This is a genomic window from Rhodosalinus sp. (assembly GCF_046542825.1).
Classification (GTDB): Bacteria; Pseudomonadota; Alphaproteobacteria; order Rhodobacterales; family Rhodobacteraceae; genus Rhodosalinus.
Window position 1 is genome coordinate 1 of the sequence record NZ_JBKHAQ010000007.1, and the last position, 25,770, is coordinate 25,770.

Below are 25,770 nucleotides of genomic sequence, written 5' to 3' on the forward strand. Positions count from 1 at the left end.
GAGCCGGTGGGTTTCTCGTCGATCGCCCAGAAGCCGGTGAGCATGTCGAGCTTGTCGGCCAGCGCCACGGCGACCGAGACGGGGGCCTCGGGCACGTCGTCGTCGGGGCCGAGGGGGGCATAGTGCTCCTCGGCCGCTGCCGCGACCTCGTCGCGCATCCCGGCGGCCTCGGCATAGAGCCGGCCCATGCGGCCCTGAAGCTCGGGGAACTCGTAGACCATTTCCGAGGCGAGGTCGGCCTTGGCCACGCGCGCCGCCTCTTCGGCCAACTCGGGATCGGCGCCCACCAAGGGCGCGATCTCGCGCGCCAGCGCCGCGATGCGGCGCACGCGGTCGCCCTGGCTTCCCAGCTTGTTGTGGAAGGTCACCGTCTCCAGCCGGTCGAGCCAGGGCTGCATCGCCGCCTCGCGGGCCACGCGCAGGTCGTTGTCCCAGAAGAACTTCGCATCCGACAGCCGCGCCGACAGCACCTTGCGGTTGCCGGCAAGGATCGCCGCCCCGCCATCGGGGGCACTGTTGTTGGCCACCGTCACGAAATGGGTGATCTGCCCGCCCTTGGCCGCGCGCAGCGAGAAGAACTTCTGATGCTCCTTCATCGAGGTGCGCAGCACCTCCGCCGGCAGGTCGAGGAAGTCCGCCCCGATCTCGCCCAGAAGCGGCACGGGCCATTCCACCAGCCCCGCGACCTCTGCGAGCAGCCCCCTGTCCTCGACCGGCTCCAGCCCGGCCGCGAAGGCCAGGTTCGTCACCTCGTGCCAGATGTGGTCCGCCCGCTCGTCGGCGCGCAGCAGCACATGCGCGCGCCGGAGCTTCGCCTCGTAGTCCTCGAAGGAATTCACCGAAAACGGCTCGGGCGACAGGAAGCGGTGGCCGCGGGTGACGTCGCCCGCGCGGAAGCCGTCGATTTCCAGCGGCACAACCTCGGTCCCCGCCTCGTCCGACAGGATGCAGAGGATCGAGCGCAGCGGGCGCACCCAGCGCAGGCTGCCCGCGCCCCAGCGCATCGACTTGGGCCAGGGGAAGCGGCGGATCACCCCCTCCAGCGCCTCGGCCACGATGTCGGGCGCGTCGCGGCCGGGCGTCACGATCTCGGCCACATAGACGCGGCCCTTCTTCTCTTCCTCGACGGCGAGGTCCGACAGCGACAGCCCCGTGGCGCGCAGGAAGCCCTCGATCGCCTTTTCCGGCGCGTCCACGCGCGGGCCGCGGCGCCGCTCGTGCGTTTCGGGCGAGCGCGGCGAGAGGCCCTGCACCGCCAGCGTCAGGCGGCGCGGCGTGGCGAAGCCCTCGGCGCCCGCATAGGTCAGGCCCGCCTCGACCAGCGCGTCGGTCATCAGCCGCTTGAGGTCGGCCGCGGCGCGTGTCTGCATCCGGGCCGGGATTTCCTCGGAGAAGAGTTCGATCAGCAGGTCGGGCATGGCTCTCGTCAGCTTTCGGCGGGCGGCGGCGGGCAATGGGGCGGCAGCGGGTCGCCGTCGAAGAAGGCCGCGCCGCAGGCGTTGATCTGGTTCCAGGCGACGCCGCGGCCATCCTCGAAGACGGCGACGACGCGGTCGATGCCGTAGGGCAGCGCGGCGGCGCCGGCATAGGCGGTGGCGGTGCCTTCGTCCAGCGCCGCGGCCACGGCGGTGGCATCGAAGCAGTCGAACCAGCCGGGCGCCACCAGCGGCTCGGGGTCGCGGGCCGGCGCGGCACTGTCCAGCACGGCCTGCGCCCCCTCGGCCAGGGTGAAGCAGGCGCGATAGCGGATCGGCGAGCTGTCGGAGTCGATGCCGCGGAAATCGGCATGCGGCAGCGGCGCCGCGCCTCCCTCGGCCAGCGCCACCTGCACATCCTCCGGGCCGGTGGGCGCGAGAGGCTCGTAGAAGGCGTAGATCTGCAACCAGTAGAGCGCGCCGCCGCCGATCGCCGCGGCGGCGATGAGCACGAGGGCCACCAGGCGGCCGCTCATTTCCGGTCCATGTTGGCGACGGGCCGCGGCGCGGCGGGCTTGCGCAGCTTGCGCGCGTCGTTCATGCCGGCCTGCCCGGGCAGCCGGCCTGGCATGCGACGGCGCAGGCGCCGCCATGGCGTGTCCCTAAGCGGCATCGGTCGCGCTCCAGCCGCCCGCCTCGGTCGCGACGAAGGCATCGGCGCATTTCCTCGCCAGCGTCCGCACGCGGCCGATATAGGCCTGCCGCTCGGTGGGCGAGATCACGCCGCGCGCGTCGAGCAGGTTGAAGAGATGGCTTGCCTTGATGCACTGGTCGTAGGCCGGGTGCGCCATGACGATGCGGCGCCCGGTCTTGGGATCCTCCGACGGATGGGCGAGGATCGCCTCGCACTCGCGCTCCGCGTCCTCGAAATGGCGAAACAGGATCTCGGTCTCGGCCACGTCGAAGTTGAAGCGGCTGTATTCCGCCTCGGTCTGGCGGAACACGTCGCCGTAGGTCAGCGGGATCGGCGCGTCGGGGTCGTTATAGGGCATCTCCATGACGTGATCGACGCCCAGCACATACATCGCCAGCCGCTCCAGCCCGTAGGTCAGCTCGCCCGAGACGGGGTGGCAGTCGTGCCCGCCGACCTGCTGGAAATAGGTGAACTGGCTCACCTCCATGCCGTCGCACCAGACCTCCCAGCCCAGCCCCCAGGCGCCCAGCGTGGGGCTTTCCCAGTCGTCCTCGACAAAGCGGATGTCGTGCAGGCCCATGTCGATGCCGATGGCCGCGAGCGAGCCGAGGTAGAGCTCCTGCAGGTCGGGCGGCGAGGGCTTTATCAGCACCTGGAACTGGTAGTAGTGCTGCAGGCGGTTCGGGTTGTCGCCATAGCGCCCGTCGGTGGGCCGGCGCGAGGGCTGGACATAGGCCGCCGCCCAGGGCTTCGGGCCCAGCGCGCGCAGCGTCGTGGCCGGGTGGAAGGTGCCCGCGCCCACCTCCATGTCGTAGGGTTGCAGCACGGCGCAGCCTTGCACGGCCCAGTAGCCCTGAAGCCGTTGCAACACCTCCTGAAAGCTTCGCGGCCGCCCCGTTGCCATCGCGCTCGCCTCTTCGTCGCCCGCCGGGCGCCCGCGCCCCGGCCGCGGCCTACCTATGCCGGTGGAGGGGGCGGGTCAATCGCAGGCGCCGCTTGCGCAAATTTGAGGATGCAGCCCGGAACCGCTGCGCTATAGATGCGCGAAAGGCAAATGACAGACGATGCAGGCGGGAACGATGCGGCGGATTTTCGGCGTCTTGCTACTCGTGCTTTCGCTGGCGGCGGGGCCGCTGCGCGCGCAGGAAACCGTCTGGGTTCAGGTCGAGGCGCATCCAAGCCTGTCGACGGCCGAGGAGCGCGCACGACTCTACGCACAGCGTCTGCAGGATGTGGCGGGCTTCACCATGGGCGGCGGGTGGTATGCCATCGCGCTTGGCCCCTACGACCGCGCCACCGCGGAGGACGTCCTGTCGAGCTTCCGCGCCGCGGCGGAGATCCCGCGCGACAGCTTCATCGCGCGGTCGCGGGACTACCGGCAGCAGTTCTGGCCGGTGGGCGCGGACGATCTGGCAAGTCCACCGGCCGGACTGCCCGCGCCGGAGGCGGCGCCAGACCCCGAGCCGGTGGACGAGACGCCGCAACAGGCCCGCGCAAGCGAGGCGCAGCTCACCCGCGCCCAGCGCGAGGAATTGCAGATCGCGCTGCAATGGGCCGGCTTCTACGACGGCGCGATCGACGCCTCCTTCGGCCCCGGCACCCGCGGCGCGATGAGCGGCTGGCAGCGCGAGATGGGGTATGAACCCACCGGCGTGCTCACCACCCGCCAGCGCGCGGACCTGATCGCGCAATACGATGCCGTGCTCGACGGGCTCGACCTGCAGACCGTGACCGACGACCGCGCCGGCATCCGCATGACGTTGCCGCTGGGCGTCGTGGGCTTCGACCGGCACGAATTTCCCTTCGCGCAGTACGAACCGACCGGCGCGCTGCCCCAGGCGCGCGTCCTGCTCATCAGCCAGCCTGGCGACCGCGCCACGCTGGCCGGTCTCTACGAGATCATGCAGACGCTGGAGATCGTGCCGCCGGAAGGGCCGCGCAACCGCGACGAGGCGAGCTTCACGCTGGAGGGACGCGACGCGCGCATCGTCTCGGTCACCGAAGCGCGGCTCGAGGACGGCGCGATCAAGGGCTTCACGCTGGTCTGGCCCACGGGCGACGAGGACCGTCGCACGCGGCTGCTGGACGAGATGCGCGCAAGCTTCGCGCGCCTGCCCGGCACGCTGTCGCCTGCCGACGGGGCCGATGCGGTGCAGGACATCGACCTTGTCGCAGGGCTTGCCGTGCGGCAGCCGCTGCGCGCGCGCTCGGGCTTCTACGTCGACGGGCGCGGCCATGTCCTCACGGCGACTGAGACGGTCGAGGGCTGCGCGCGCATCACGCTCGACGACAGCCACGAGGCCGAGGTCGTCGCGCGCGACGCGGAACCGGGCATCGCCCTCCTGCGCCCGCGCGAGACGCTCGCGCCGATGCGCGTGGCGGGCTTCGCCGAGACGCCGTCGCGCCTGAAGTCCGAGATCGCGGTCGCGGGGTATTCCTTCGGCGGCCGCCTGCCCGCGCCGACGATGACCTTCGGCCGGCTCGAGGAACTGCGCGGCCTCGCTGGCGAGGCGGACCTGTCCCGTCTCAGCCTCGACGCCCGCGAGGGCGACGCGGGCGGTCCGGTCTTCGACGCCACTGGGGCCGTGGTGGGGATGCTGCTGCCGCGCCCCGAGAGCGGCCCACGCCTGCCCGACGGCGTGCACTTTGCCGCGAGCGCGGGCGCCCTGCGCGCCGCGCTCGTCTCGGCCGGGCTCTCGCCGCGCGGCGCCGGCCCCGCCTCCGCGCTCGCGCCGGAAGAGCTCACCGACCTCGGCACCGGCATGACGGTTCTGGTCAGCTGCTGGGACTGAGCCCACCCGCTCAGACCCGCCAGAAGGTCACCGTGAAAATCGCATAGACCGCCAGAAGCTCGAGCCGCCCCGCCAGCATGGCCAGGATGAGCATCCACTTCGCCGTGTCGTTCAGCGCGGCGAAATTGCCCGTCGGGCCGATCTGGTCGCCCAGCCCCGGCCCGACATTGGCCAGCGCCGTCGCCGCCCCCGAGACGGAAGTCACGAAATCGAGCCCCGTCATGCTGAGCGCCACGGAGAGCACGCCAAGCGTGACCACGAAGAAGACGAAGAACGCGATGACCGAGTTCATCACGTCCTCGCTCACCGGCCGTCCCTGGTAGCGCGGCTCGAAGACGCCGTGCGGCGCGTTGATCCGGGCCAGCTGTGCGCGGATCGAGGAGAAGAGCAACTGGTAGCGGAACACCTTGATCGAGCACGAGGTCGATCCGGCGCAGCCCCCGATCAACCCGGCGAAGAAGAAGACCAGCGCCGCGAAGGCGCCCCAGCCCATGTAGTCGGTGCTGGCGTAGCCGGTGCCCGTCATGACCGACACGCCGTTGAAGAGCGCCGCGCGGAAGGCGGATTCGCCCCAGCGGCCCGTTTCCAGCATCTGCGCCAGCGTCAGGATCAGCACCAGCACGAGGGCAATGACGAGAAAGGCATGGATCTGGCTGTCGCGCAGCAGCGGCTTCGCGGTGCCGGCGGTGAATTGCACGAAGCGCACGAAGGGCAGTGCCGCGAGCACCATGAAGAGCGCGGCCCAGTAGTGAACCACCGGGCCGAAGGCCGCGAAGGATGCATCGTAGTTGGCAAAGCCGCCGGTCGCGATGGTGGTCATCGCGTGCACAACCGCGTCGAAGGCATTCATGCCCGCGCCCAGATAGGCCAGCGCGCAGAGCCCGGTGAGCCCGATGTAGATCCAGGAGATGCGCGCCGCGATCCCGGCCGCGCGCGGCAGGATCTTGCCCATGGTCTCGAAGGCCTCGGCGCGGAAGATCTGCATCCCCCCCACGCGCAGTTCCGGCAGGAACACCATGGCCACGACGATGATCCCGATCCCGCCCAGCCACTGCATCAGCCCGCGCCACAGCAGCAGGCCCGCAGGCAGCGTCTCGAGCCCGGTCAGCACGGTGGAGCCCGTGGTGGTCAGGCCCGACATCGCCTCGAAAAAGGCGTCGACCGGCCGCGCCTCGGTCGCGCCCAGCAGGAAGGGCAGCGCACCGAAGACCGGCAGCGCGACCCAGACGCTGGTGGTCACCAGGAAGGTCTGCTGCAGCGTCAGCCCCTCGCGCAGCCCGTTCGCGCAGGCCAGCGCGATCAGCCCGCCGGACAGCCCTGTGACGATCGCGCTCTGCGCGAAGACCGGCCAGTGCCCGTTTCCCGCCGCAAGATCGGCCGCCAGCGGCAGCAGCATCGTCGCGCCCAGCACCGCGACCAGCAGGCCGATGATGTATCCGACGGGGCGCAGGTCGAGCATGATGCCGAGCGTTCGCCCGGCCCGGCCGCGCTGTCAAGCGCGCCTTGCCACGCCCGCCTTGCCACGCCCGCGGCCCGGTGGCAGGCTGGGCGCGAAGAGGATCCCGCCATGCAGTGGAAACCCGAGGGCTATACCAGCGTCGCGCCCTACCTGATCGTCTCGGACGCGCAGGCCACGCTCGATTTCGCCAGGGCCGTCTTCGGTGCCGAGACGCTGCGCGTGATGCGCGGCGACAGCGGAGCGATCACCCGTGCCGAGATGCGCATCGACGACACGGTGGTGATGCTGGGCCAGGCCCCCGGCGGCCCCGGGGCGCAGGTCCACGTCTATGTGGCTGATCCGGAGGCCGCGCAGCGCACCGCGCTCGCCCATGGTGCGGAAGAGGTGCAGCCGGTGCAGGACCAGCCCGGCGGAGAGCGCAGCGGCGGCGTGCGCGACGCCAATGGCATCACCTGGTGGATGGGCCGGAGCAAGGGCTGACGCGCCGGCGCAACCTGCGGCGGACGGGCCAGGGCTGCGTGCCGCAGCCAGGCCCGGACGCGCCCTGCATCGGTGCCTGTCTCGTCCTTCCTCTTGCGAGAAATACCCCGGGGGGTGAGGCCCGGTACGGGCCGAGGGGGGGCAGCGCCCCCCTCTCCTCTCTCGGGCGTTCCGGAACCGCCGCTCGAGGCAGCTCACCGGCCGCACCGCCGGCAGCCGCACGATCAGATGGATGATCGCCGCCAAGATCGGCGGCGTCGGAGTAGCGCTCAGTGCCCCGGCCTCGGTGGCCTGTTTCAGCAGGTCCGGAATCGCCACCACCGAGGCAAGCGAAATGTGGCGCAGCCGGTTTTGGCGCAATGACATTCCCTGCATTGCCGCTTGTCTGGCAGCTGATTACGCAAGCGGCACGGTATCAGGGAAAGATCGGAATCGCTTTCCCCGCACTTCTGGTAGGATTCCGCAATCCCGCCAGAGGAGGCCACGATGACCGTCCCTCAGCTTCGCCTGACCGACTACCGCCTTGCCGACCGGTACACCCTGCCCGAGGGCCGTGTGTTCCTGACCGGGACGCAGGCGCTGACCCGGGTGCTCTTCGACCAGGCCCGCCGCGACCGAGAGGCGGGGCTTAACACGGGCGGCTTCGTCTCCGGCTACCGCGGCTCGCCGCTGGGCGGGCTGGACCTCGAACTCTGGAAATCGCAGGAGCGGCTGAAGCAGGAGCGGATCGAGTTCCTGCCCGCGGTGAACGAGGATCTGGCGGCGACCGCGGTCCTTGGCTCCCAGCAGGTCGAGACCGAGCCGGGCGCCGAGGTGCAGGGCGTCTTTGCAATGTGGTATGGCAAGGGACCGGGCCTCGACCGCGCGGGCGACGCGCTCAAGCACGGGAACGCCTATGGCGCCTCCCCGCACGGCGGCGTGCTGGTGGTGGCGGGCGACGATCACGGCTGCGTCTCGTCCTCGATGCCGCATCAGTCGGACGTGGCCTTCATGACCTGGTTCATGCCCACGCTGAACCCCGCCAACGTCGCGGAATACCTCAGCTTCGGCGAATACGGCTATGCCCTGTCGCGCTTCTCAGGGATGTGGGTCGGCTTCAAGGCAATCTCCGAGACGGTCGAATCGGGCATGTCGGTCGAGCTGCCGCACGACCGCAAATTCGCCACCCCAGACTTCGAGCCGCCCGCCGGCGGGCTGCACTACCGCTGGCCCGACCTGCCCGGCCCGCAGATCGAGGAGCGGATGGTCGCCAAGAAACACGCCGTCTGGGCCTTCGCCCGCGCCAACCCGATCGACCGCGCGGTCTATGGGCTGGACGATGCGCGCTTCGGCTTCGTGACCACGGGCAAGGGGCATCTCGACCTGATGGAGGCGCTGCGCCTCCTGGGCCTGGACGAGAGCGAATGCCGCCGCCTCGGCATCGACATCTACAAGGTCGGCATGGTCTGGCCGCTGGAGCCGCGCGGCGCGCTCGACTTCGTGCGCGGCAAGGAGGAAGTCGTCGTCGTCGAAGAGAAACGCGGCATCATCGAGAGCCAGCTCAAGGAGTATTTCTACGACTGGCCCGGCGACAAGCCCGCGCGGATGGTCGGCAAGAACGACGAAAACCTTCAGCGGCTGATCCCCTGGACCGGCGAGCTGTCGCCCCGGATGCTGTTGCCGATCATCGCCAGGCGGCTCGACGGCATCTTTGGCGGGAACGCCTTCACCCGCAAGGCGCAGGACCTTACCGACGAACCGCCGCAACTGCTTCAGGTCGAGGGCGCGACGCGCACGCCCTATTTCTGCTCGGGCTGCCCGCACAACACCTCCACCAAGGTGCCCGAGGGCTCCAAGGCGCTGGCCGGCATCGGCTGTCACTTCATGGCAAGCTGGATGGACCGCGAGACCACCTCGCTCATCCAGATGGGCGGCGAGGGGGTGAACTGGGCGGCCTCCTCGCGCTTCACGGGAAAAGGCCACGTCTTCCAGAACCTCGGCGAGGGCACCTGGTATCACTCGGGCAGCATGGCGATCCGGCAGGCGATCGCCGCGGGCGCCAACATCACCTACAAGATCCTCTACAACGACGCCGTCGCCATGACCGGCGGGCAGCCGGTGGACGGCCCCGTCAGCGTGCAGGCCATCGCGCACGCCTCGCGCGCCGAAGGTGTGGAGCGCATCGCGCTGGTCTCCGACGCGCCGGAAAAGTTCGACCCGTCGGAGTTTCCCAGGGGCGTCACCATCCATCACCGCCGCGACCTTGACGCCGTGCAGCGCGATTTGCGCGAGGTCCCAGGCGTGAGTGTGCTGATCTACGAACAGATGTGCGCCACCGAAAAGCGCCGCAAGCGCAAGCGCGGGCAGATCGAGGACCCCAAGCGCTTCGTGATGATCAACGAATTGGTCTGCGAGGGCTGCGGCGATTGTTCGGTCGAGTCCAACTGCCTGAGCGTCGAGCCGCTGGAGACCGAGTTCGGCCGCAAGCGGCAGATCAACCAGTCCACCTGCAACAAGGATTTCTCCTGCCTCAACGGCTTCTGCCCCTCCTTCGTGACCGTCGAGGGCGCGACGCGGCGCCGGAAGCAGGGCGCGGGGCTCGATCCCGTGGCGCTGACCGCCGATCTGCCCGCGCCCGAGATGCCGGAGCTGCGCGAACCTTACGATCTGCTCGTCACCGGCGTGGGGGGAACCGGCGTGGTCACGGTGGGCGCGCTCATCACGATGGCCGCGCATCTGGAGGCCAAGGGCGCCAGCGTGCTGGACTTCACCGGCTTCGCGCAGAAATTCGGCCCCGTTCTGAGCTACATCCGCCTCGCCCCCCGGCCGGATACGATCCATCAGGTGCGTATCGACCAGCGCAGCGCCGAGGCTGTGATCGGCTGCGACGTGGTGGTCACCTCCTCGCCCAAGGCCAGCGCCACCTATCGCCCCGGCACGCGCGTCGCGCTCAACACCGCCGCGATGCCCACCGGCGACATCGTGCGCCGGCGCGACGCCTCGCTCGCCATCCCCGCGCGCGAGAAGGCCATCGCGCAGGCCGTGGGCGAGGCGAACCTTTCCGGCTTCGACGCCAACCGCGCGGCGGAAAAGCTGATGGGCGATACGGTCTATGCCAACGTCATGATGCTGGGCTTCGCCTGGCAGAAGGGGCTTATCCCTGTGGGCTTCGAGGCGCTGTCGCGCGCCATCGAACTCAACGGCGTGGCGGTGGAGGCGAACCACGCGGCCTTCGCCTATGGCCGGATCATGGCGGAAAAGCCGGAGATCCTGGCCGACAGGCTCGACCCGCCGAAGCCGGCCGCGAAGACCGCGCAGCAGATCATCGAGCACCGCGCCGAGTTCCTGACCGGCTATCAGGACGCGGCCTATGCCGACCGTTACCGCGCGCGGCTGGATGCGTTCCGCGCGGCGCTGCCCGCCGATATTGCCGAGCGTCTCACCGCGATCGCGGCCAGGTCGCTCTTCAAGCTCATGGCCTACAAGGACGAATACGAGGTCGCCCGCCTGCATCTCGACAAGAGCTTCGAGGAACGGATCGCGCGCGAGTTCGAGGGCGGCCGCGTGAAATACCACCTCGCCCCCCCGATGCTGCCCGGCAAGGACGGGCGCGGCCGGCCGCTGAAGCGTCAGTTCGGCCCGTGGATGCGGCATGCCTACAAGGTGCTCGCGCCGATGAAGCGGCTGCGCGGCACCTGGGCCGACCCCTTCGGCCACACCGCCGAGCGCAGGATGGAGCGCGCGCTGATCGCCTGGTACGAGGATCTGATGGAGCATGCGGCGGCCGAGGCCAGGCCCGAGACGGTCGACCGCTGGGCGCGCATCCTTGAGGCGGCCATGGAGATCCGCGGCTACGGCCCGGTCAAGGAAGAGGCCGCGGCGCGCGTCCGCGCCGAGATCGACGGTTTGCTGAGCGAACCGGAACAGGCGCGCGCGGCCTGAGACCGGCAGAGGAAGCCGCCGCGCCGGTCGCGGCGGCGCCCGCCGTCCCCCTTGCACGTCCAGGGGCAGATCCAGAACGGGCAGTCTTCAGCGGGGCTGATGCGATCCCGCCTCGCCGCGCGCTTCGCCGTGCCGACCGGGGTGGGCGCCTGCGCGGTGCTGGGGGCCGATACGCTGATCTTCACTCCGCGATCGATGCCAGCGTTGCGCCGCTGTCGGGGCGGCCGCTGACCGCGGGGCGGCTCACGGCGCGGTTCATCGCCAAGACCCGCACCCCACCGTCGCGAGCGGCTCGACACCCTGCCCCCACGCGCACAGGCCGGCTTGGGGGCCAGTTTCGAGAGCGCCGCGGAGTGCGCGCGCCCGGAAGCGGCAGGACAGGGCGCCGCAGCGCCTGCGCTAGCGGCGCGGCGTGTCGTCCAGCGGTCCCGCCCTGTCGGCGGTATCGTCGCCCTCCGGCGCGTCACGCCGGCGGCAGAGCCAGTCGGGGGCCGTCACCCGCCAGAGCGGCACGCCCGTGGTGACCGCCGCACGCCCGATCATGTGCGCGGCAAGCGGCGCGGTCAGCAGCAGGAAGAGCAGGATCGCCACCGCCCGGATCGTGACGTCGGCAGAGCCGAAATGCACCGCGGCAGCGGCCAGCGTGAGCCCGCAGGCCAGCGTTGCCAGCTTGGTCGAGGCATGCATGCGCACCAGCACGTCGGGCATCCGCAAGAGCCCCACGGCGCCAAGCAACCCGAAAACCGTGCCGACCAAGACCAGTCCGGCCACAACCGCTTGCGTCATCGCTCGCCCTTTCCCTCGTCTTTCCGGAACCGCAGCCGCTCGGCGAACCGCGCAAGCGCCACGGTCGCGAGAAAACTGACCAGCGCCAGCACCAGCGCCACGTCCAGAAAGGCCGGCGTGTCGTAGCGGATCGCCGCGATCGCGCAGAAGGCCACGATCGCCACCGTCATCATGTCGAGCGCCACCACCCTGTCGGGCAGGCTGGGCCCGAGCACGAGGCGCACGAAGATCAGCGCCACCGACAGCACGATCAGGCCGAGCCCGGCATCGAGCACGATCGCCAAGACCGACTCCATCATTCGCCTCCCTCCACCGCGTCGATCACCCAGCGTTCCATGCCGCCCTTGAGTTCCGCGCGCAACTCGGCGGGGTCATCGACGAACATCGCGTGCACGGCCAGCGTCTTGCGGTCGGGGCTCACGTCAAGGCTGAGCGTGCCGGGGGTGAGCGAGATCAGGTTGGTCACCAGAAGGATGCCCGCGTCCGTCTTGACATCGAGCGGGACCTCGATGATCTGCGGGCTCGCACGCGACCTCGGGCTCACGATGTCCCAAGCCACCGCAAGGCTGGAGACAACAAGTTCGTAGAGGAACATGACGACGAGCCGCCCCCAGGCGAAGACGCGCCAGAAATAGCCTTGCTCGCCGGTCAGCGGACGGACCAGCCAGAGAACCCCGAAGCCGATCACGAAGCCGACAAGCAGGCCCGTCAGGCTGGTGGCGCCGGTCAGCGCCATCCAGGCGACGGCCAGCAGCAGGTTGATGCCGAAGGCGTTCATTCGACCCCTCCCGCAGGTGCATCGCCCGCGCCCAGCACCGCCGTGACATAGGACGACGGATCGAGCAGCTGTTCTGCCGACCGCTCGGCGAAGACCACGAAGGGCTCGGGGAAAAGCCCGATCGCCACGGTCAGCGCGGCCAGTCCCGCGATCGGCAGCAGAAGCGCCGCCCGCGCCCGCCCGTCAAGTCGGTCGAGCGTCGGGGCAAGGCCGTCGGGATGCGGCTCCCAGAAGGCGGCGGCCCAGATCTTGGTCATCGAGTAGATGGTAAGCAGTCCGACGACCAGCGCCACCCCCGCGATGACCCAGGCGTCTATCCCGAGCGCCGCGCGCACCAGAACGAACTTGGCCCAGAACCCCGACAGCGGCGGGAAGCCCGCGAGCGAAAAGGCAGGCACGATGAACAGCACGGCCAGCAAGGGCGCCGACTTGTAGAGCCCGCCGATCCGGTTCAGCGCCTCGCCGCCGGTCAGTCGCTGCGCCACACCGGCGATCAGGAAGAGGTTCGCCTTCACGATGATGTGATGAACGATGTAGAAGACGGCCCCCGCCAGCGCGAGCGGCGTGAGGAGGGCAAGGCCCATGATCATGTAGCCGATCTGGCTGATGATGTGGAACGACAGGATCTTGCGCATTTCGTTCTGCGCCGCCGCACCAAGCACGCCGGTCAGCATGGTCAGCCCCGCGACCCAGAGCAGCAAGGTGTGCGTTGTGCCCGTGTCATGATCGAAGATCAGCGTGAAGGTCCGGATCAGCGCATAGACCCCTACCTTGGTAAGGAGCCCCGCAAAGACTGCCGAGACCGCGAAAGCGGGTGTGTGATAGGAGGCCGGCAGCCAGAAGAAGAGCGGAAAGACCGACGCCTTGATCCCGAAGGCGATCATGAAGAGCATCGAGATCAGGGTGAGCAGCGCGGGATCGAGGCGATCGGTCGCCTGCGCGAGATCGGCCATGTTGAGCGTGCCCGTGACGCCGTAGAGGACCCCGATCGCCGTCAGGAACAGCAGCGTCGAGACGAGGTTCAGCGCCACGTATTTCACGCCGCCGTCGATCTGCTCGGGCCGCCCGCCCAGCACCAGCAGTCCGAAGGACGCGATCAGCATGACCTCGAACCAGACGTAGAGGTTGAAGAGGTCGCCGGTCAGGAAGGCGCCCGTCACCCCGGCCAGCAGCACCTGGTAGAGCGCGTGAAAGCCCAGCCGCTCCAGCCTGGGCTCGATGTCGGCCAGAGCATAGATCGCGACCGCAAGACCGATGATCGCGGTGATCAGCACCATCACCGCCGCCAGCAGATCCGCGACCAGCGTGATGCCGAAGGGCGCGGGCCAGCCGCCCATCTGGGCCGAGATCACATCCTGCGCCAGCACCTCCTGCATGAGCGCGACCGCCGCCACCAGCGCCGCGGCCGATCCCACAACCGAGATCCAGCGCCCGGCGGCGTCCGCGCGCATCAGGAAGGCCGCCACCGCCGTGACGAAGGGGATCGCGATGGGAAGAACGAGAAGCCAGCTCACCGCGCGTCCTCCTCGGGCTCGGCCAGCCGCATCTCGTCGCCCCGGAGCGTGCCCAGCTCGGTCCAGGCGCGCAGCAGCAGCACGACGGCGAAGGCGAAGAGGCCGAAGCCGATGACGATGGCGGTCAGCACCAGCGCTTGCGGCAACGCGTTGGCCACCGTGCCCGCTGGCGCGTCGGCCCCCTCGGCGATCAGCGCGGGCGCGCCCTCGGTCAGCCGGCCGCTGGTGAAGATCACCAGGTTCGCGGCGTTCGACATCAGCAACAGGCCGAAGACGAAGCGCAGCATGTCGCCCGCGAGCATCAGGTAGACTGCCGCGGCGACCAGCGCGCCGCAGACGACGGCGAGCAGAAGCTCCATCAGACCTCCTCTTCGATCGCGAAGACCAGCGTCAGGACCGAGCCGAACACCACCAGGTAGACGCCGATGTCGAAGACCAGCACGGTGGACAGGGGCAGCCCCTTGTCTTCCTCTGTCGCGCCGAGGAAGAGCCACTGCCCGGTGAAGAAAACATCGCCGAAGAGTGCCGCGGCGAGGCCTGCGGCCAGCGCGATACCCAGCCCCGCCATCGCGATGCCCTGCGGCTGCAGGCGCAGCGCCGCGCGCGCGTCCTGCGTGCCCGCGGCGATGGCGTAGAGCACGAAGCCGGTGGCACCGATCAGCCCGCCGATGAAGCCGCCGCCCGGCTCGTTGTGACCCCGAAGCAGCATGTAGATCGAAAAGAGCATCAGCAGCGCGGCCAGATAGCGCGTGCCCGCACGCAGAAGGATCGAGTTCATTTCTCGGCCCCCTTCCCCGACTGGCGCAAGAGCGCATAGGCAGAGAGCGCCGCGATCACCACCACCGCGATCTCGCCGAAGGTGTCGAGCGCGCGGAAGTCCACCAGGATCACGTTGACGATGTTGCGCCCGAAGGCTTCCGGCCAGCTTGTCGCCTCGAAATATTCGGTAAGCCTGCGGTCGAAGGGCACGGTAAGCACGGCGAGAACGATGGTCGTGACAGTGGCGCCCAGACCGGCCGCCAGCGCGGCGTGGCCGGCGCGGAAACGGTCGCGTGTCAGCCTCGGCAGGCGCAGCATCACCACGGCAAGCAGCACGACCACGAGTATCTCGACCAGAAGCTGGGTGATCGCCACGTCCGGCGCGCCGTAAAGGATGAAGACCAGCGCAACGCCGATGCCCGAAGCCCCCAGCCCCGCGACGGCCGCGATGCGCGACGAGGTCACCATGGTCAGCGTGGCACCGGCAAGGATCAGCGCGGCGATGGCGGCCTGCTGCCATGTGGGCGCGACCGGGCTTGGCGCGATCCCGGGAAGGCCGGTCCACAGCATGATGCCCGCAAGTCCCACCAGAACGGTGGCGAAGGTCGCCGCAAGATAGCTGTCCAGCCTGCCGTTCTGGATGACGCGGGTCTGCCATGCGGCAAGCGCCTTGAGCCCGTCGAGCAGGCGATCCCAGCCCGCATCGAGGCTGGGCAGCCGCCCGAAGACCGCGGCCAGCCCGCGGCGCAGCGGCCGGTGTGCCGCATAGAGCACGATACCGAGGGTGAAGGTCGCAAGGCTCAGGACCAGCGGCAGGTTGACGCCCGCCCAGAGCTTCAGCTCCTTCGCGTCGCCGGCCGCCCCCGTGAGCGAGGCGACCGTGGGCGTGATCAGCGCCTGCTGCGCCAGACCGGCCTGAAGCCCGAAGACCGCCCCCAGCGCGGCAAGGATCACCGGCCCCGCCAGCATCTGCCAGGGCGCCTCGCGCGGGCTGCGCGGCATCTCGCCCGCCCGTCCCCAGAAGGGGCGCAGGGCAACGATGCCAGCAACGGCGACCATCAGCGCGTTCGCCGCAAGCATCGCGCCGGCGACGAAGACCGCCCCCGTGTCCAGCCCGACGGCGCCAGCGTATGCCAGTTCCTTCGAGATGAAGCCCAGCAGCGGCGGCACACCGGCCATCGAGAGCGCCGCCACCGCCGCCGCCAGCGCGGTCACCGGCATCGCGCGGCCCAGCCCGCCCAGCACCTCCGCCTCGCGCGTGCCGGTCGCCTTGTCGATGCAGCCCACGACAAGAAAGAGGCCCGCCTTGTAGAGCGAATGCACCACGAGGAAGGTGGCGAAGGCCGTCATCGCGTAGCCCGAATCATGCCCCAGCAACAGGGTGAGCGTGCCCAGCGCCATCAGCGTCGTGTAGGCCAGCGCCTGCTTGAGATCGGTCTGCCGCAGCGCCAGGATGCTGGCGTAAACCGCCGTCGCCGCGCCGAAGATCGTCAGCGTCCAGACCCAGACATCGGTCCCCGAAAGCGCCGGATGCAGGCGCGCCATGATGTAGACGCCTCCCTTGACCATCGTGGCCGAGTGCAGGAAGGCGCTGACCGGCGTGGGGGCCGCCATCGCGTTGGGCAGCCAGAAGTGGAACGGCACCTGCGCCGACTTGGTGAAGGCGCCGAGCAGGATCAGGATCAGGATCGGCAGGTAGAGGGCATGGCCCGTCAGGGCCTCGCCCTGCGTGACGATCCCCGAGATCGAGGTGGTGCCGGCGGCAAAGCCCAGAAGGATCAGTCCCGCAAGGAAGGCAAGCCCGCCCGCCGCCGTGACCAGAAGCGCCTGCAGCGCGTTGCGGCGTGCGCCCTCCTGCTCGTGCGAGAAGCCGATCAGCAGGTAGGAGGTCAGCGTCGTCAGTTCCCAGAACACGAAGAGCGTGATCAGGTCGTCGGCCAGCACGAGCCCCAGCATGGCCAGCATGAAGGACGTGAGAAACAGCGCGAAGCGCGCATACTGCGCGTGCCCGGCGAGGTAGGTGTTGGAATAGAGCAGCACCAGCGTGCCGATCCCCGAGATCAGCAGCGCAAAGGTCAGCGCCAGCCCGTCCAGCAGGATGCCCAGCGAGACGCCCAGCGACGGCACCCAGTCCAGCCGCCAGCGCAGCACCTCGCCGCGCGCCACCTCCGGCACCGCCGAGACGAAAAGGGCAAATATCCCGGCGGCCAGCAGGATCGGCAGCCAGCCGGCCAGGCCATTGCCGCGCGCGGTCCCGGACGCCCCGTTTTCCGCCATCAGCGGCCGCCCCCGGCCTTTGCCCGGTCGCGAACGTGCTTCGGACCGGAGGCCGTGTTGCGCCCCCGCGCGTTACTGATCGTCATGCAATGCCCCTGCCCCTGACCCGCATCATCATCTGTGTGGCGTGCGCCCGCTCGCCCCGGGAGATAGGACGTCTCGCCCGCGATTGCCAAGCGGTTTTCGCCGGCACGCCGCATCGCCCGCTGTCCGGCCGTTCCGGGCACCGCCCGGCCATGCCGGCATTCGCGGCACGCGCGCGACTGTCGCTTGGCACCGCTGCTTTCGCCTGATCTGCTTCACGCAGGGCGGTCTCCCGGCGTCTGCCCATTTCTTGTGCATGACCGACATCGGCGGTCCGACGCTCGCTCCTGCAAGCAGCGGTGCAGCCGCGTCTCCGGCGTGGCAAGAGCGGCACGATCGTGTCGAGGCAAAGAAGGCGCCGCCCGGGGCCCGCGCGGAGGGAGGAGTTGACGAAAGATGCGGCCCGCGGCGCGCCTTTCGCCGTGCCCGAAGTCGAGACCGAGCGCCGCCCTTGCGCACATGTCGAAGCTCCTGCAGCGGTCCGGGGCCCCAGGGCTGGTAGAGCGGCACCGGCCGGAGGACAACCGCCGGCCGCTCGCGCTGCAGCCGACGCGCGAAGGAAACGGACTCGCCGCGCGCCTGCCCGATCCCGGGGCGCATGACGCCCGGCAGACCGCGACGCTCACGCCGGCGCAGCGCGCCGGGTCCTGCGCCGTTTGCGGAGATCCACGGGCGCCTAGCCGGTCAGCGCCGCCGAGGTCGCACGAGCGATCACCCGCTCCTCGTCGGTCGGCACCACCAGCACGGCGACCGCGCCATCTGCGTCGATGCGCCGGGCGCTCCTGTCGTTCGCCGCCGGATCCAGCGTCACCCCCAGCCAGCCCAGCGGCGCGCAGACCTCGCGGCGGATGCGGGCCGAGTTCTCGCCGATCCCGCCAGTGAAGACGATCCCATCGAGCCCCTCCATCGCCGCCGCCATCGCGCCGATCTCGCGCCGGATGCGAAAGGTGAAATAGGCGATCGCCTCGGCGGCGCGGGGATCGTCCGAGGCCTCGAGCTCGCGCATGTCGTTCGAGATGCCCGACAGGCCCAGGAGCCCGGACCGCTTGTAGAGCATCTCCGAGACCTCGGCCGCGCTCATCCCCTCCTGCTCGATCAGGTGCAGCACCACCCCCGGATCGAGCTGCCCCACCCGCGTGCCCATCGGCAGCCCGTCGAGCGCGGTGAACCCCATGGTCGAGGCGACCGAGCGGCCGCCCACGATCCCGCAGAGCGAGGCGCCGTTGCCCAGATGCGCCACCACCACGCGCCCGGCGTGCAGGTCGGCATCGGCGCGGCCCAGTTCGCCGGCGATGTAGTCGTAGCTCAGCCCGTGAAAGCCGTAGCGGCGCACGCCGCGGTCGTAGAACTCCCGCGGCAGGCCGAAGACGTCGTTGACGAAGGGATGATTCCGGTGAAAGGCGGTGTCGAAGCAGGCCACCTGCACCGCGTCGGGAAAGGCCGCGCGCGCCGCACGGATGCCGGCCAGGTTGTGCGGCTGGTGCAGCGGCGCGAAGGGTTCGAGCGCAGAAAGGCGCTCCAGCACCGCATCGTCGATCCGCACCGGCGCGTCGTGGTCCATCCCGCCGTGCACCACGCGGTGACCCACCGCCGCGATCCGCGCCTCGGGCAGATGCTCTTCCAGCACCTCGAGCGCCGCTTCGAGCGCCGCGCCATGGCTGGCGCCGGCCTCGCCCAGATCGCGCGCGGCCAGCTCGCGCCCCTTCGCGTCGTGCAGCCACAGCCGCGCATCGTCCCCGATGCGGTCCACCTGCCCCTCCGCCAGCGCCTCGGGCTCCGCGGCCACGGCGAAGAGCCCCAGCTTCAGCGAGGAACTGCCGGCGTTCAGCGTCAGGATATGCGCGCTCATGGTCGCACCTCTTGCCGACCGGGGCGAGCACGCCGGCAGGAGGACGCCTGCGCCCGATCTTTCAATGGTCCACAAATACCCAAGGCCCCGCGCGTCCGGCGGGCGCCGCGCCGGGGCGACAGGCCGCTCAATCCGAACCCCCCTCGAGCCAGCGGTGATGCAGGGCCGCGACCGCGCAGGAGGCAAGACGCGCCGTCTCGTCGTCCGCCCGGCTGGTCAGCACGATGGGCGCCGTGGCGCCCGCCACCACGCCCGCGGCTTCCGCATGGGCGATGAAGGTCAGCTGCTTGGCGATCATGTTGCCCGCGTCGAGATTGGGCGCGACCAGGACCTCGGCCCGCCCCGCCACCTGGGACTCGCCAAGGCCCTTGGTGCGCGCGGCCCCCATGTCCACCGCGTTGTCCATCGCAAGCGGCCCCTCGACGTACCCGCCGGTGATCTGGCCGCGGTCGGCCATCTTGGACAGCAGCGCCGCGTCAAGCGACGAGGGCAGCGCCGGGTTGACGGTCTCGACCGAAGAGAGCACCGCGACACGCGGCGGGTCGATCCCTATCGCGCGGGCGACCTCGATCGCGTTCTGCACGATGTCCATCTTGCACGACAGATCGGGCGAGATGTTGATCGCCGCATCGGTCACCAGCAGCGGATGCGACAGGCCTGGCACGTCCATCACGAAGACATGGGTCAGGCGCCGCCCGGCGCGCAGCCCGCGGTCGCGGTCCATCGCCGCGCGCAGCAGCACATCGGTATGCAGGTGCCCCTTCATCAGCCCGCCTGCGCGCCCCTCGCGCACCAGCGCGACGCCGCGCCGCGCGGCTGCGGCGTGGTCGGGCTCGTCCAGGATCTCGATGCCGGAGAGGTCGCAGCCGCCCGCCTCCGCCAGCGCCTCGATCTTCGCGCGCGCGCCGATCAGAACGGGCTCGATCAATCCCCGCTGTGCGGCCAGCAGCGCGCCGCCAAGCGCCTTTTCCTCTTCCGGCACGACAACCGCCATCGGCAGGGGCGGCAGATCTTCGGCCAGCTGCATGAGCGCCTCGAAATGACGATGCCGCTGCACCAGCAGGCCGGGCAGGTCCTCGTCGTCGTAGGAAAGCTTTTCGCGCGGGGCCTCGACCACCGCCTCGCCGCGCATGATGACCACGTCGTCGGCGACGCGCCGCACCTCCGTCGCCAGCGTCACGGTCCCCTCGGCCTCGTTCTTGCCGGTAACCCTGACCCTGCTCAGCAATTCGTCGCCCGCATGGGCACGGTCGCTGAAATCCAGCAACTGGCGCCTGTAGAGCGTGCCGGCCCCCGGCAGGATGTTGCCCAGCACGGCCGAGACAAGCGAGCCTATGAACATCGAGGGCGCCACCGGCTCGCGCGGGCCGGGGCCGTCGGGATCGACGATGTGCATCGGGTTGTGGTTGCCCGAGACATTGGCAAAGATCAGCAGGTCGTCGAAGGTGCACAGCCGCTTGAGCTCGGCGCTGTCGCCCACCTGCAGTTCATCGAAGGTCCTGTTCTCGAGGTGCATCCGGATCTCCGCGTCGCGTCTTTCTGCCTTGCAGCATGGGCCATCTGCGCGACGATAGAAACCCCGGGTGACGTCGCCGTGACGCTGCAGCAACGTACCTGCCTTCGTCCGGGTCCGGCCGGGAGCGCAGCGCGCCCGGCCCCAGTTGCCCCGCCGGTGGGCTGTGCGCCCGACGACGGGGCGCGGCAGGGGGCCAGCTGCCTCGGTCAGATCCGGCCGCAGATCATGCGCGACCCTCGCCATGCGCCGCCGCGAGGCGGGCGAGCGCGCCGGCTGGCTGCGGTTCGGGGGGCAGGCGCGGCGCCTGCCCGCGCGCGCCTTGAGCGCGCGCAGGAGCGCCACGAGGGTGTCGTCGCGAATCTGCACAAGCTGACCGATGGACATGTGCCCCCAAACCGGGCGTCGCACCGCGGGGCGATCGCCTCAACCTGCGCCGCATCGCGCGCGGGCGAGGTCCGTCGGCTTCGTCCGGACATAGCGATGGAGGATCGCCGCCCAGGCCCCGGCCGCCGCGATCGCGCTTCCGGCGATCCGCTTCGGCGCGCGGGCACAGGGCTGCGAGCCTGCGTGGACCCGGACCCGGTGACGAAGACCCCGCGGGAGATCGCAAGCGACATCGGGGCAGCTCGTCGCTCGGCGCGGCGCCGACGTCTGTCTCTGGCGGGTGCTGATACCCAAGGCCGGGCCGGCCGCGCGCTTCTGCCCGATGTGCGCGATGCCGGACACCGCCGCCCTGCCCCGCGCATCGCACGATCTTCAAGGGCAGGCGGGCTTCACGGGCAGGCGGGCGGCAAGGGCCCGCGGCGCATGCTCCGGCCTATTGCGCGTCAGGGCAAGACGCTGTCAGGTCGCAGGCGCCGATCCTCGGGTTCGCGGCCACGGAAGCCGGTGGCGACGACGAATTTCTCCGCGCTGTCGGCGCGCGAGGCGGGCGGCTTGACGTTGGCGACCTTCGTGAAGCGGCGCTTGAGCTCGGTCTGCAGCGCATCCTCGGCACCGCCTGCCAGCACCTTGGCGACGAAGGTGCCGCCCTCTTCCAGCACGTCGAAGGCAAGCTGGGCCGCAGCCTCGCACAGCGCCACGATGCGCAGGTGGTCGGTCTGCTTGTGGCCAGAACTGGCCGCCGCCATGTCGGACATCACCACGTCGGCCCGGCCCCCGAGCCAGCCCTTGATCGCCGCATCCGCACCCTCTTCGAGAAAGTCGAGGCGGTGGATCTCGGCCCCTGGGATCGGCTCTACGTCCTGCAGATCGATGGCCAGCACGTGACCGCGCGGCTTGCCTGCGGTGTCGCCCAGCGCGTTGACGCGGCGAACGGCCACCTGGCTCCAGCCGCCGGGCGCGCACCCCAGGTCGACCACGCGCGCGCCCGGCTTGAGGAAGCGATACTTGTCGTCAAGCTCGAGGATCTTGTAGGCGGCACGCCCCCGATAGCCTTCCTCGCGCGCGCGCCTGACATAGGGATCGTTGAGCTGGCGCTGCAGCCAGCGCGTGGACGACAGCTTCCGCCCGCGCGCGGTCTTGACCTTCACCTTCAGATCGCGCTGGCCGCGCCCTGATGTTCCGGCTTTCTTCGGCATCCGATCCGTCCTCTTGCAGCAACCGGCCGAAGATTTTTCGATCGAAAAATCTTCTCTGCTCCGCGCCTCGCCGGGGCGAATTTTCGATCGAAAATTCGCCCCGGCTCAGACCGGCGCATCCTCCAGCACCCCGTCGGCCGACATCTGCGCGTAGAGAAGCCCCTCGCGCAAGCCCCGGTCTGCGACCGACAGACGGTCGGTCGGCCAGAGGCGGAGCAGCGCCTGCAGGATCGCGGCCCCCGACATGATCAGCGCCTGCCGGTCCTGCCCGATGCGCGGGTCGCGCCGGCGCCCGGCCGGTCCCATCGCCAGGTAGTCGCGGATCACCTTGTCGATCTGGTCCGAGGTCATGCGCAGACCGTCCACCTTGGTCCGGTCGTAGCGGCGCAGGCCAAGGTGGCTTGCCGCGACCGTCGTCACCGTGCCGGAGGTGCCGATGATCTGGAAGCCCTCGCGCGCCTGCTCGTCCTTGCAGGGCGCGAATTCGGCGAGGTTCTCCTCGAAGAACCAGCTCATCAGCGCGTAGCGCGCCGCGTCGTCCTCGACGTCGCGGAACTGGTCGCGCAGCGTGGCCACGCCCAGCGGGACGCTGATCCAGTCCACGACCTTCGCCGCCGGAAACGGGCTTTCGGGCGGATGAAATCCCGCATGCAGCCGCATGATCGCGCGCGGCCGGTCGCGGGCGGGCACGGAGGAGAGGTCGATCCACACCAGTTCGGTCGAACCGCCGCCGATGTCGACGACAAGTAACTGTTCCGTCCGCGTCGAGACCAGCGGCGCACAGGAGATCACCGCCAGCCGCGCCTCTTCCTCGGGCTCGATGATCTCGAGCGCGAGGCCCGTTTCCCGCTTGATCCGGCGCAGGAATTCGGGGCCGTTCTTCGCGCGCCGGCAGGCCTCTGTCGCCACCAGGCGCATGCGCCGCACCTTGTGGCGCCGCAACTTCTGCTGACAGATCCTGACGGCCTGCAGCGTGCGCCGCATCGAGGCACGGCCAAGCGAGCCTGTCCGCTCCAGCCCCTCGCCGAGCTGGACGGTCTTCGAGAATCCGTCCACCACATGAAACTGGCTGCCCTTCGGCTGGGCGATCAGCATGCGGCAACTGTTCGTGCCCAGATCCAGCGCAGCGTAAAGCTCCGCGGGATCGGGCGGCTGCGGCGCGGGGCTTTCGACCGGGACCGGGAACGCGCCCGCACCATCGGGACGCCTGGGCGCCATGTCTCACGCCCTCCGGATACAAAGTTGCCAGCAAGATATGTGTGCCCCGCCCTTCAAACAAGCCACGATGCGGCTTTTCCCGTCCGCTCCCGCGCCGGGGGTCCTACAGCCTCGAACGCAGGGGTCGCTCAGCGTCGCGCATCGGTCGAAATCAGACCGGGGCGGTGCGATCCCGTGCCGTAGAGAGGGATGAGTGCAAAAGGGGAATCGCGAAGGTGCAAGAGGTCACGATCGTCTACTGGCGCGACATCCCGGCGCAGGTGATCGTGGGCCGTGGCCGGCGGGCCGCCAAGCGCCCGCTGCCCGAACGCTTCGAGCAGGCGATAGACCGTGCTGCGATGAAGTCGGGGCTGGCGGAAAGCGATGCCTATCTCGCCCAATGGCGCAAGGCGGTGCTGCGCGAGGCCGAGGGCGACCCGGCCGACCTTGCCGAGGCCGAGGCGCTGCGGCTTGCAAAGGACTACGATCAGGACCGCCTGAAGGCGCTGATCGCGAAGGATGGATGGGCCTGACGGCCCGATGCGATGGAAGGAGACCCTGATGGCGCTTCTCGAGTTCCCCGGGCGCGGAGAGCGCCGCCCCGCGCCAGGCGGCCCCGGCCTGGAGGACGTGCTGTCCGGCTTTTCCATCGAGGTGATGCCGCGCACGGCCGCCAAGGTGGCGGACTTCCGCAAACTGCTGCCCGCGGGCACCCGGGTCTGCATCGCCCATATCGACGGCACGCCCATCGCGGACATGGTGGCCACCGCCGCCCGGCTGCGCGCCGAGGGCTTCGAGCCGATGCCGCATTTCCCGGCCCGTATCATCCGCGACCGGGCCATGCTGGAAGACTGGATCGCCCGCTATCAGGGCGAGGCAGGCGTGCGCCAGGCGCTGGTTCTGGCCGGCGGGGTGGAAAAGCCGGCAGGCGCCTTCCATTCCTCCATGCAACTGCTTGAAACGGGGGCCTTCGACCGCGCGGGCTTCGCCCGTCTGCATGTGGCCGGCCACCCGGAGGGCAACCGCGACATCGACCCGCGCGGCGGCACGAAGCTGGTGGACGAGGCACTGGCCTGGAAGCAGGCCTTCGCCGAGCGCACGGATGCCGAGATGGCGATCGTGACCCAGTTCGCCTTCGACGCGGGCCCGATGGTCGCCTGGGCGGAACGGCTTGCCGCCGCCGGCATCGGCCTGCCGATCCACATGGGCATCGCGGGACCGGCGAAGCTGCAGACGCTGATCCGGTTCGCCATCGCCTGCGGCGTCGGCCCCTCGCTCAAGGTGTTGCAACGCCGGGCGATGGACGTCTCGAAGCTGGTAAAGCCCTACGAGCCCACCGAGCTGCTGCGCGACCTCGCCGCGCGCCGCGCCGCCTCGCCCTCGGCCAGGATCGCGCAGATCCATTTCTTCCCGCTGGGCGGCATCGCCGCCACCGCCGAATGGGCGCAGCAGCATGGCGGCGCGGCAGCCCGCCCCGCCGCCCGCGCGACCGGCTGACACCCCCGAGCCACCCCTCTTTCCGGACAGGACCCCAATGACCCGCACCATCGTCGCCTCCAAGTCGAAGACCGTCACCATCGGCTTCGACGAGCCCTTCTGCGTGATCGGCGAACGCATCAATCCCACGGGCCGCAAGAAGCTGGCGGCCGAGCTCGAGGCCGGCGATTTCTCCACCGTCGAGAAGGACGCGCTGGAGCAGGTCGCCTGCGGGGCCATGGTGCTCGATGTCAACGCAGGCGTGGTCTACAACTCCAATCCCGACCCCAACCAGACCGAGCCGCCGCTCATGCGCCGCATGATCGAACTGGTGCAGGGGCTGGTGGACGTGCCGCTCTGCATCGACAGCTCGGTGCCCGCCGCGCTCGAGGCAGGGCTCGCGGCGGCCCAGGGCCGCCCGCTGCTGAACTCCGTCACCGGCGAGGAGGAGCGGCTGGAGGCGATCCTGCCTCTGGTCAGGAAATACGACGTGCCCGTGGTGGCGATCTCGAACGACGATACGGGGATCAGCGAGGACCCCGAGGTGCGCTTCGCCGTGGCGAAGAAGATCGTCGAACGCGCGGCGGATCACGGCATCCCCGCGCACGACATCGTGGTCGATCCGCTGGTGATGCCGGTGGGCGCGATGGCCACCGCCGGGCGGCAGGTCTTCGCGCTGGTGCGCAAGCTGCGCGAGGAACTGGGCGTGAACACCACCTGCGGCGCCTCCAACATCTCCTTCGGGCTGCCCCACCGGCACGGGATCAACGCGGCCTTTCTGCCGATGGCGATAGGTGCCGGCATGACCAGCGCGATCATGAACCCGGTCCGCCAGGTCGAGATGGAAGCGATCAAGGCCGCCAACTTCCTGATGAACAACGATCCCAACGGCGGCGAATGGATCCGCTTTGCCCGCGTGCTCGACGCGGTGGCAGAGGGCACGCCCTTTCCCGATGCCGCCCGGGCGGCACAGGAGGCCGGCGGCGCGCGCGGCGGTCGCCGCGGCGGGCGGCGGCGCAGCGCCTGATCGCAGGGGCCGGCCGCGCGCGCGTCTCGGTGCGCGTCAGACGGCGTTGCAATTACGGGGCAGCGGCTCCGCCGCCCGGCGCGAGATTCCGCCTGCTCTTCGTGCCGGGCGCATGCCCGCAGCGCGCGCCGCCGAAAGGTCGCTCGCCGCGCCCGCAGCACCGGTC

At 70.1% G+C, this 25,770-nt stretch carries 21 protein-coding genes; 6 read left to right on the forward strand and 15 right to left on the reverse strand.

Annotation, left to right across the window (positions count from 1 at the left end; all coding sequences use genetic code 11):
* The 3 genes from glyS to ACLFOB_RS01880 all read right to left on the reverse strand — a co-directional run.
* Positions 1-1,418, reverse strand: a 1,418-nt coding sequence (gene glyS, locus ACLFOB_RS01870; RefSeq protein ID WP_410924558.1) for a glycine--tRNA ligase subunit beta, incomplete at its 3' end; no start/stop codon positions are given.
* Between the two features lie 8 nt (positions 1,419-1,426).
* A complete protein-coding gene (locus ACLFOB_RS01875) occupies positions 1,427-1,951 on the reverse strand; it encodes a DUF6446 family protein (RefSeq protein ID WP_410924560.1) in 525 nt (174 codons plus the stop codon).
* A gap of 126 nt (positions 1,952-2,077) precedes the next feature.
* Complete coding sequence (locus ACLFOB_RS01880; RefSeq protein ID WP_410915715.1) at positions 2,078-3,013, reverse strand: glycine--tRNA ligase subunit alpha; 936 nt, start codon at positions 3,011-3,013, stop codon at positions 2,078-2,080.
* A 175-nt stretch (positions 3,014-3,188) separates the two neighbouring features.
* On the opposite strand from ACLFOB_RS01880, the gene ACLFOB_RS01885 reads away from it, so the two are divergent.
* Complete coding sequence (locus tag ACLFOB_RS01885) at positions 3,189-4,901, forward strand: trypsin-like peptidase domain-containing protein (RefSeq protein WP_410924561.1); 1,713 nt, start codon at positions 3,189-3,191, stop codon at positions 4,899-4,901.
* A gap of 10 nt (positions 4,902-4,911) precedes the next feature.
* Here the strand turns inward: ACLFOB_RS01885 and ACLFOB_RS01890 are convergent, their stop codons facing one another.
* Positions 4,912-6,360: a TrkH family potassium uptake protein gene (locus ACLFOB_RS01890; protein WP_410915713.1), complete on the reverse strand. Its 1,449-nt coding sequence runs from the start codon at positions 6,358-6,360 to the stop codon at positions 4,912-4,914.
* A gap of 108 nt (positions 6,361-6,468) precedes the next feature.
* On the opposite strand from ACLFOB_RS01890, the gene ACLFOB_RS01895 reads away from it, so the two are divergent.
* Positions 6,469-6,840: a VOC family protein gene (locus tag ACLFOB_RS01895; RefSeq protein ID WP_410915712.1), complete on the forward strand. Its 372-nt coding sequence runs from the start codon at positions 6,469-6,471 to the stop codon at positions 6,838-6,840.
* Positions 6,841-7,326: 486 nt separating this feature from the next.
* Positions 7,327-10,761: an indolepyruvate ferredoxin oxidoreductase family protein gene (locus ACLFOB_RS01900; protein ID WP_410924563.1), complete on the forward strand. Its 3,435-nt coding sequence runs from the start codon at positions 7,327-7,329 to the stop codon at positions 10,759-10,761.
* Positions 10,762-11,160: 399 nt separating this feature from the next.
* On the opposite strand, the gene mnhG is transcribed toward ACLFOB_RS01900, so the two are convergent.
* The 11 genes from mnhG to ACLFOB_RS01955 form a co-directional block, all read right to left on the reverse strand.
* Complete coding sequence (mnhG, locus tag ACLFOB_RS01905) at positions 11,161-11,547, reverse strand: monovalent cation/H(+) antiporter subunit G (RefSeq protein ID WP_410915710.1); 387 nt, start codon at positions 11,545-11,547, stop codon at positions 11,161-11,163.
* Positions 11,544-11,843, reverse strand: a complete 300-nt coding sequence (locus ACLFOB_RS01910; RefSeq protein WP_410915709.1) for a monovalent cation/H+ antiporter complex subunit F — start codon at positions 11,841-11,843, stop codon at positions 11,544-11,546. The genes mnhG and ACLFOB_RS01910 overlap by 4 nt, the downstream gene beginning before the upstream one ends.
* Positions 11,843-12,325 carry a Na+/H+ antiporter subunit E gene (locus tag ACLFOB_RS01915; RefSeq protein WP_410924564.1) on the reverse strand — a complete coding sequence of 161 codons (483 nt, stop codon included), beginning with the start codon at positions 12,323-12,325 and terminating at the stop codon, positions 11,843-11,845. Before ACLFOB_RS01915 ends, ACLFOB_RS01910 begins: the two co-directional genes overlap by 1 nt.
* On the reverse strand, positions 12,322-13,839 hold the full coding sequence (locus tag ACLFOB_RS01920) for a Na+/H+ antiporter subunit D (protein ID WP_410924566.1): 1,518 nt from the start codon (positions 13,837-13,839) through the stop codon (positions 12,322-12,324). The genes ACLFOB_RS01915 and ACLFOB_RS01920 overlap by 4 nt, the downstream gene beginning before the upstream one ends.
* Positions 13,836-14,198, reverse strand: coding sequence for a Na+/H+ antiporter subunit C (locus ACLFOB_RS01925; RefSeq protein ID WP_410915706.1), 363 nt, complete (start codon positions 14,196-14,198; stop codon positions 13,836-13,838). The genes ACLFOB_RS01920 and ACLFOB_RS01925 overlap by 4 nt, the downstream gene beginning before the upstream one ends.
* Entirely contained in the window at positions 14,198-14,617 is a 420-nt protein-coding gene (locus tag ACLFOB_RS01930; protein ID WP_410924568.1) for a Na+/H+ antiporter subunit B, read from the reverse strand. The genes ACLFOB_RS01925 and ACLFOB_RS01930 overlap by 1 nt, the downstream gene beginning before the upstream one ends.
* A complete protein-coding gene (locus ACLFOB_RS01935) occupies positions 14,614-16,875 on the reverse strand; it encodes a putative monovalent cation/H+ antiporter subunit A (protein ID WP_410924570.1) in 2,262 nt (753 codons plus the stop codon). Before ACLFOB_RS01935 ends, ACLFOB_RS01930 begins: the two co-directional genes overlap by 4 nt.
* Before the next feature lie 760 nt (positions 16,876-17,635).
* Positions 17,636-18,808, reverse strand: a complete 1,173-nt coding sequence (locus tag ACLFOB_RS01940; RefSeq protein WP_410915702.1) for an acetate/propionate family kinase — start codon at positions 18,806-18,808, stop codon at positions 17,636-17,638.
* A gap of 127 nt (positions 18,809-18,935) precedes the next feature.
* Positions 18,936-20,324: a bifunctional enoyl-CoA hydratase/phosphate acetyltransferase gene (locus ACLFOB_RS01945; protein ID WP_410915700.1), complete on the reverse strand. Its 1,389-nt coding sequence runs from the start codon at positions 20,322-20,324 to the stop codon at positions 18,936-18,938.
* An 827-nt stretch (positions 20,325-21,151) separates the two neighbouring features.
* On the reverse strand, positions 21,152-21,904 hold the full coding sequence (locus ACLFOB_RS01950) for an RlmE family RNA methyltransferase (RefSeq protein ID WP_410924572.1): 753 nt from the start codon (positions 21,902-21,904) through the stop codon (positions 21,152-21,154).
* A gap of 105 nt (positions 21,905-22,009) precedes the next feature.
* Positions 22,010-23,122 (reverse strand): Ppx/GppA phosphatase family protein, encoded by a 1,113-nt coding sequence (locus ACLFOB_RS01955; protein ID WP_410915696.1) that lies wholly within the window; start codon positions 23,120-23,122, stop codon positions 22,010-22,012.
* A gap of 215 nt (positions 23,123-23,337) precedes the next feature.
* Here ACLFOB_RS01955 and ACLFOB_RS01960 point away from each other — a divergent pair, with 215 nt between their 5' ends.
* The 3 genes from ACLFOB_RS01960 to ACLFOB_RS01970 are packed head-to-tail and all read left to right on the forward strand — an operon-like array spanning position 23,338 to position 25,604.
* On the forward strand, positions 23,338-23,634 hold the full coding sequence (locus ACLFOB_RS01960; protein WP_410915694.1) for a virulence factor: 297 nt from the start codon (positions 23,338-23,340) through the stop codon (positions 23,632-23,634).
* A 28-nt stretch (positions 23,635-23,662) separates the two neighbouring features.
* Positions 23,663-24,598 (forward strand): methylenetetrahydrofolate reductase, encoded by a 936-nt coding sequence (locus tag ACLFOB_RS01965; RefSeq protein WP_410924574.1) that lies wholly within the window; start codon positions 23,663-23,665, stop codon positions 24,596-24,598.
* A 37-nt stretch (positions 24,599-24,635) separates the two neighbouring features.
* A complete protein-coding gene (locus ACLFOB_RS01970; RefSeq protein ID WP_410924576.1) occupies positions 24,636-25,604 on the forward strand; it encodes a methyltetrahydrofolate cobalamin methyltransferase in 969 nt (322 codons plus the stop codon).
* Positions 25,605-25,770: the final 166 nt, after the last annotated feature.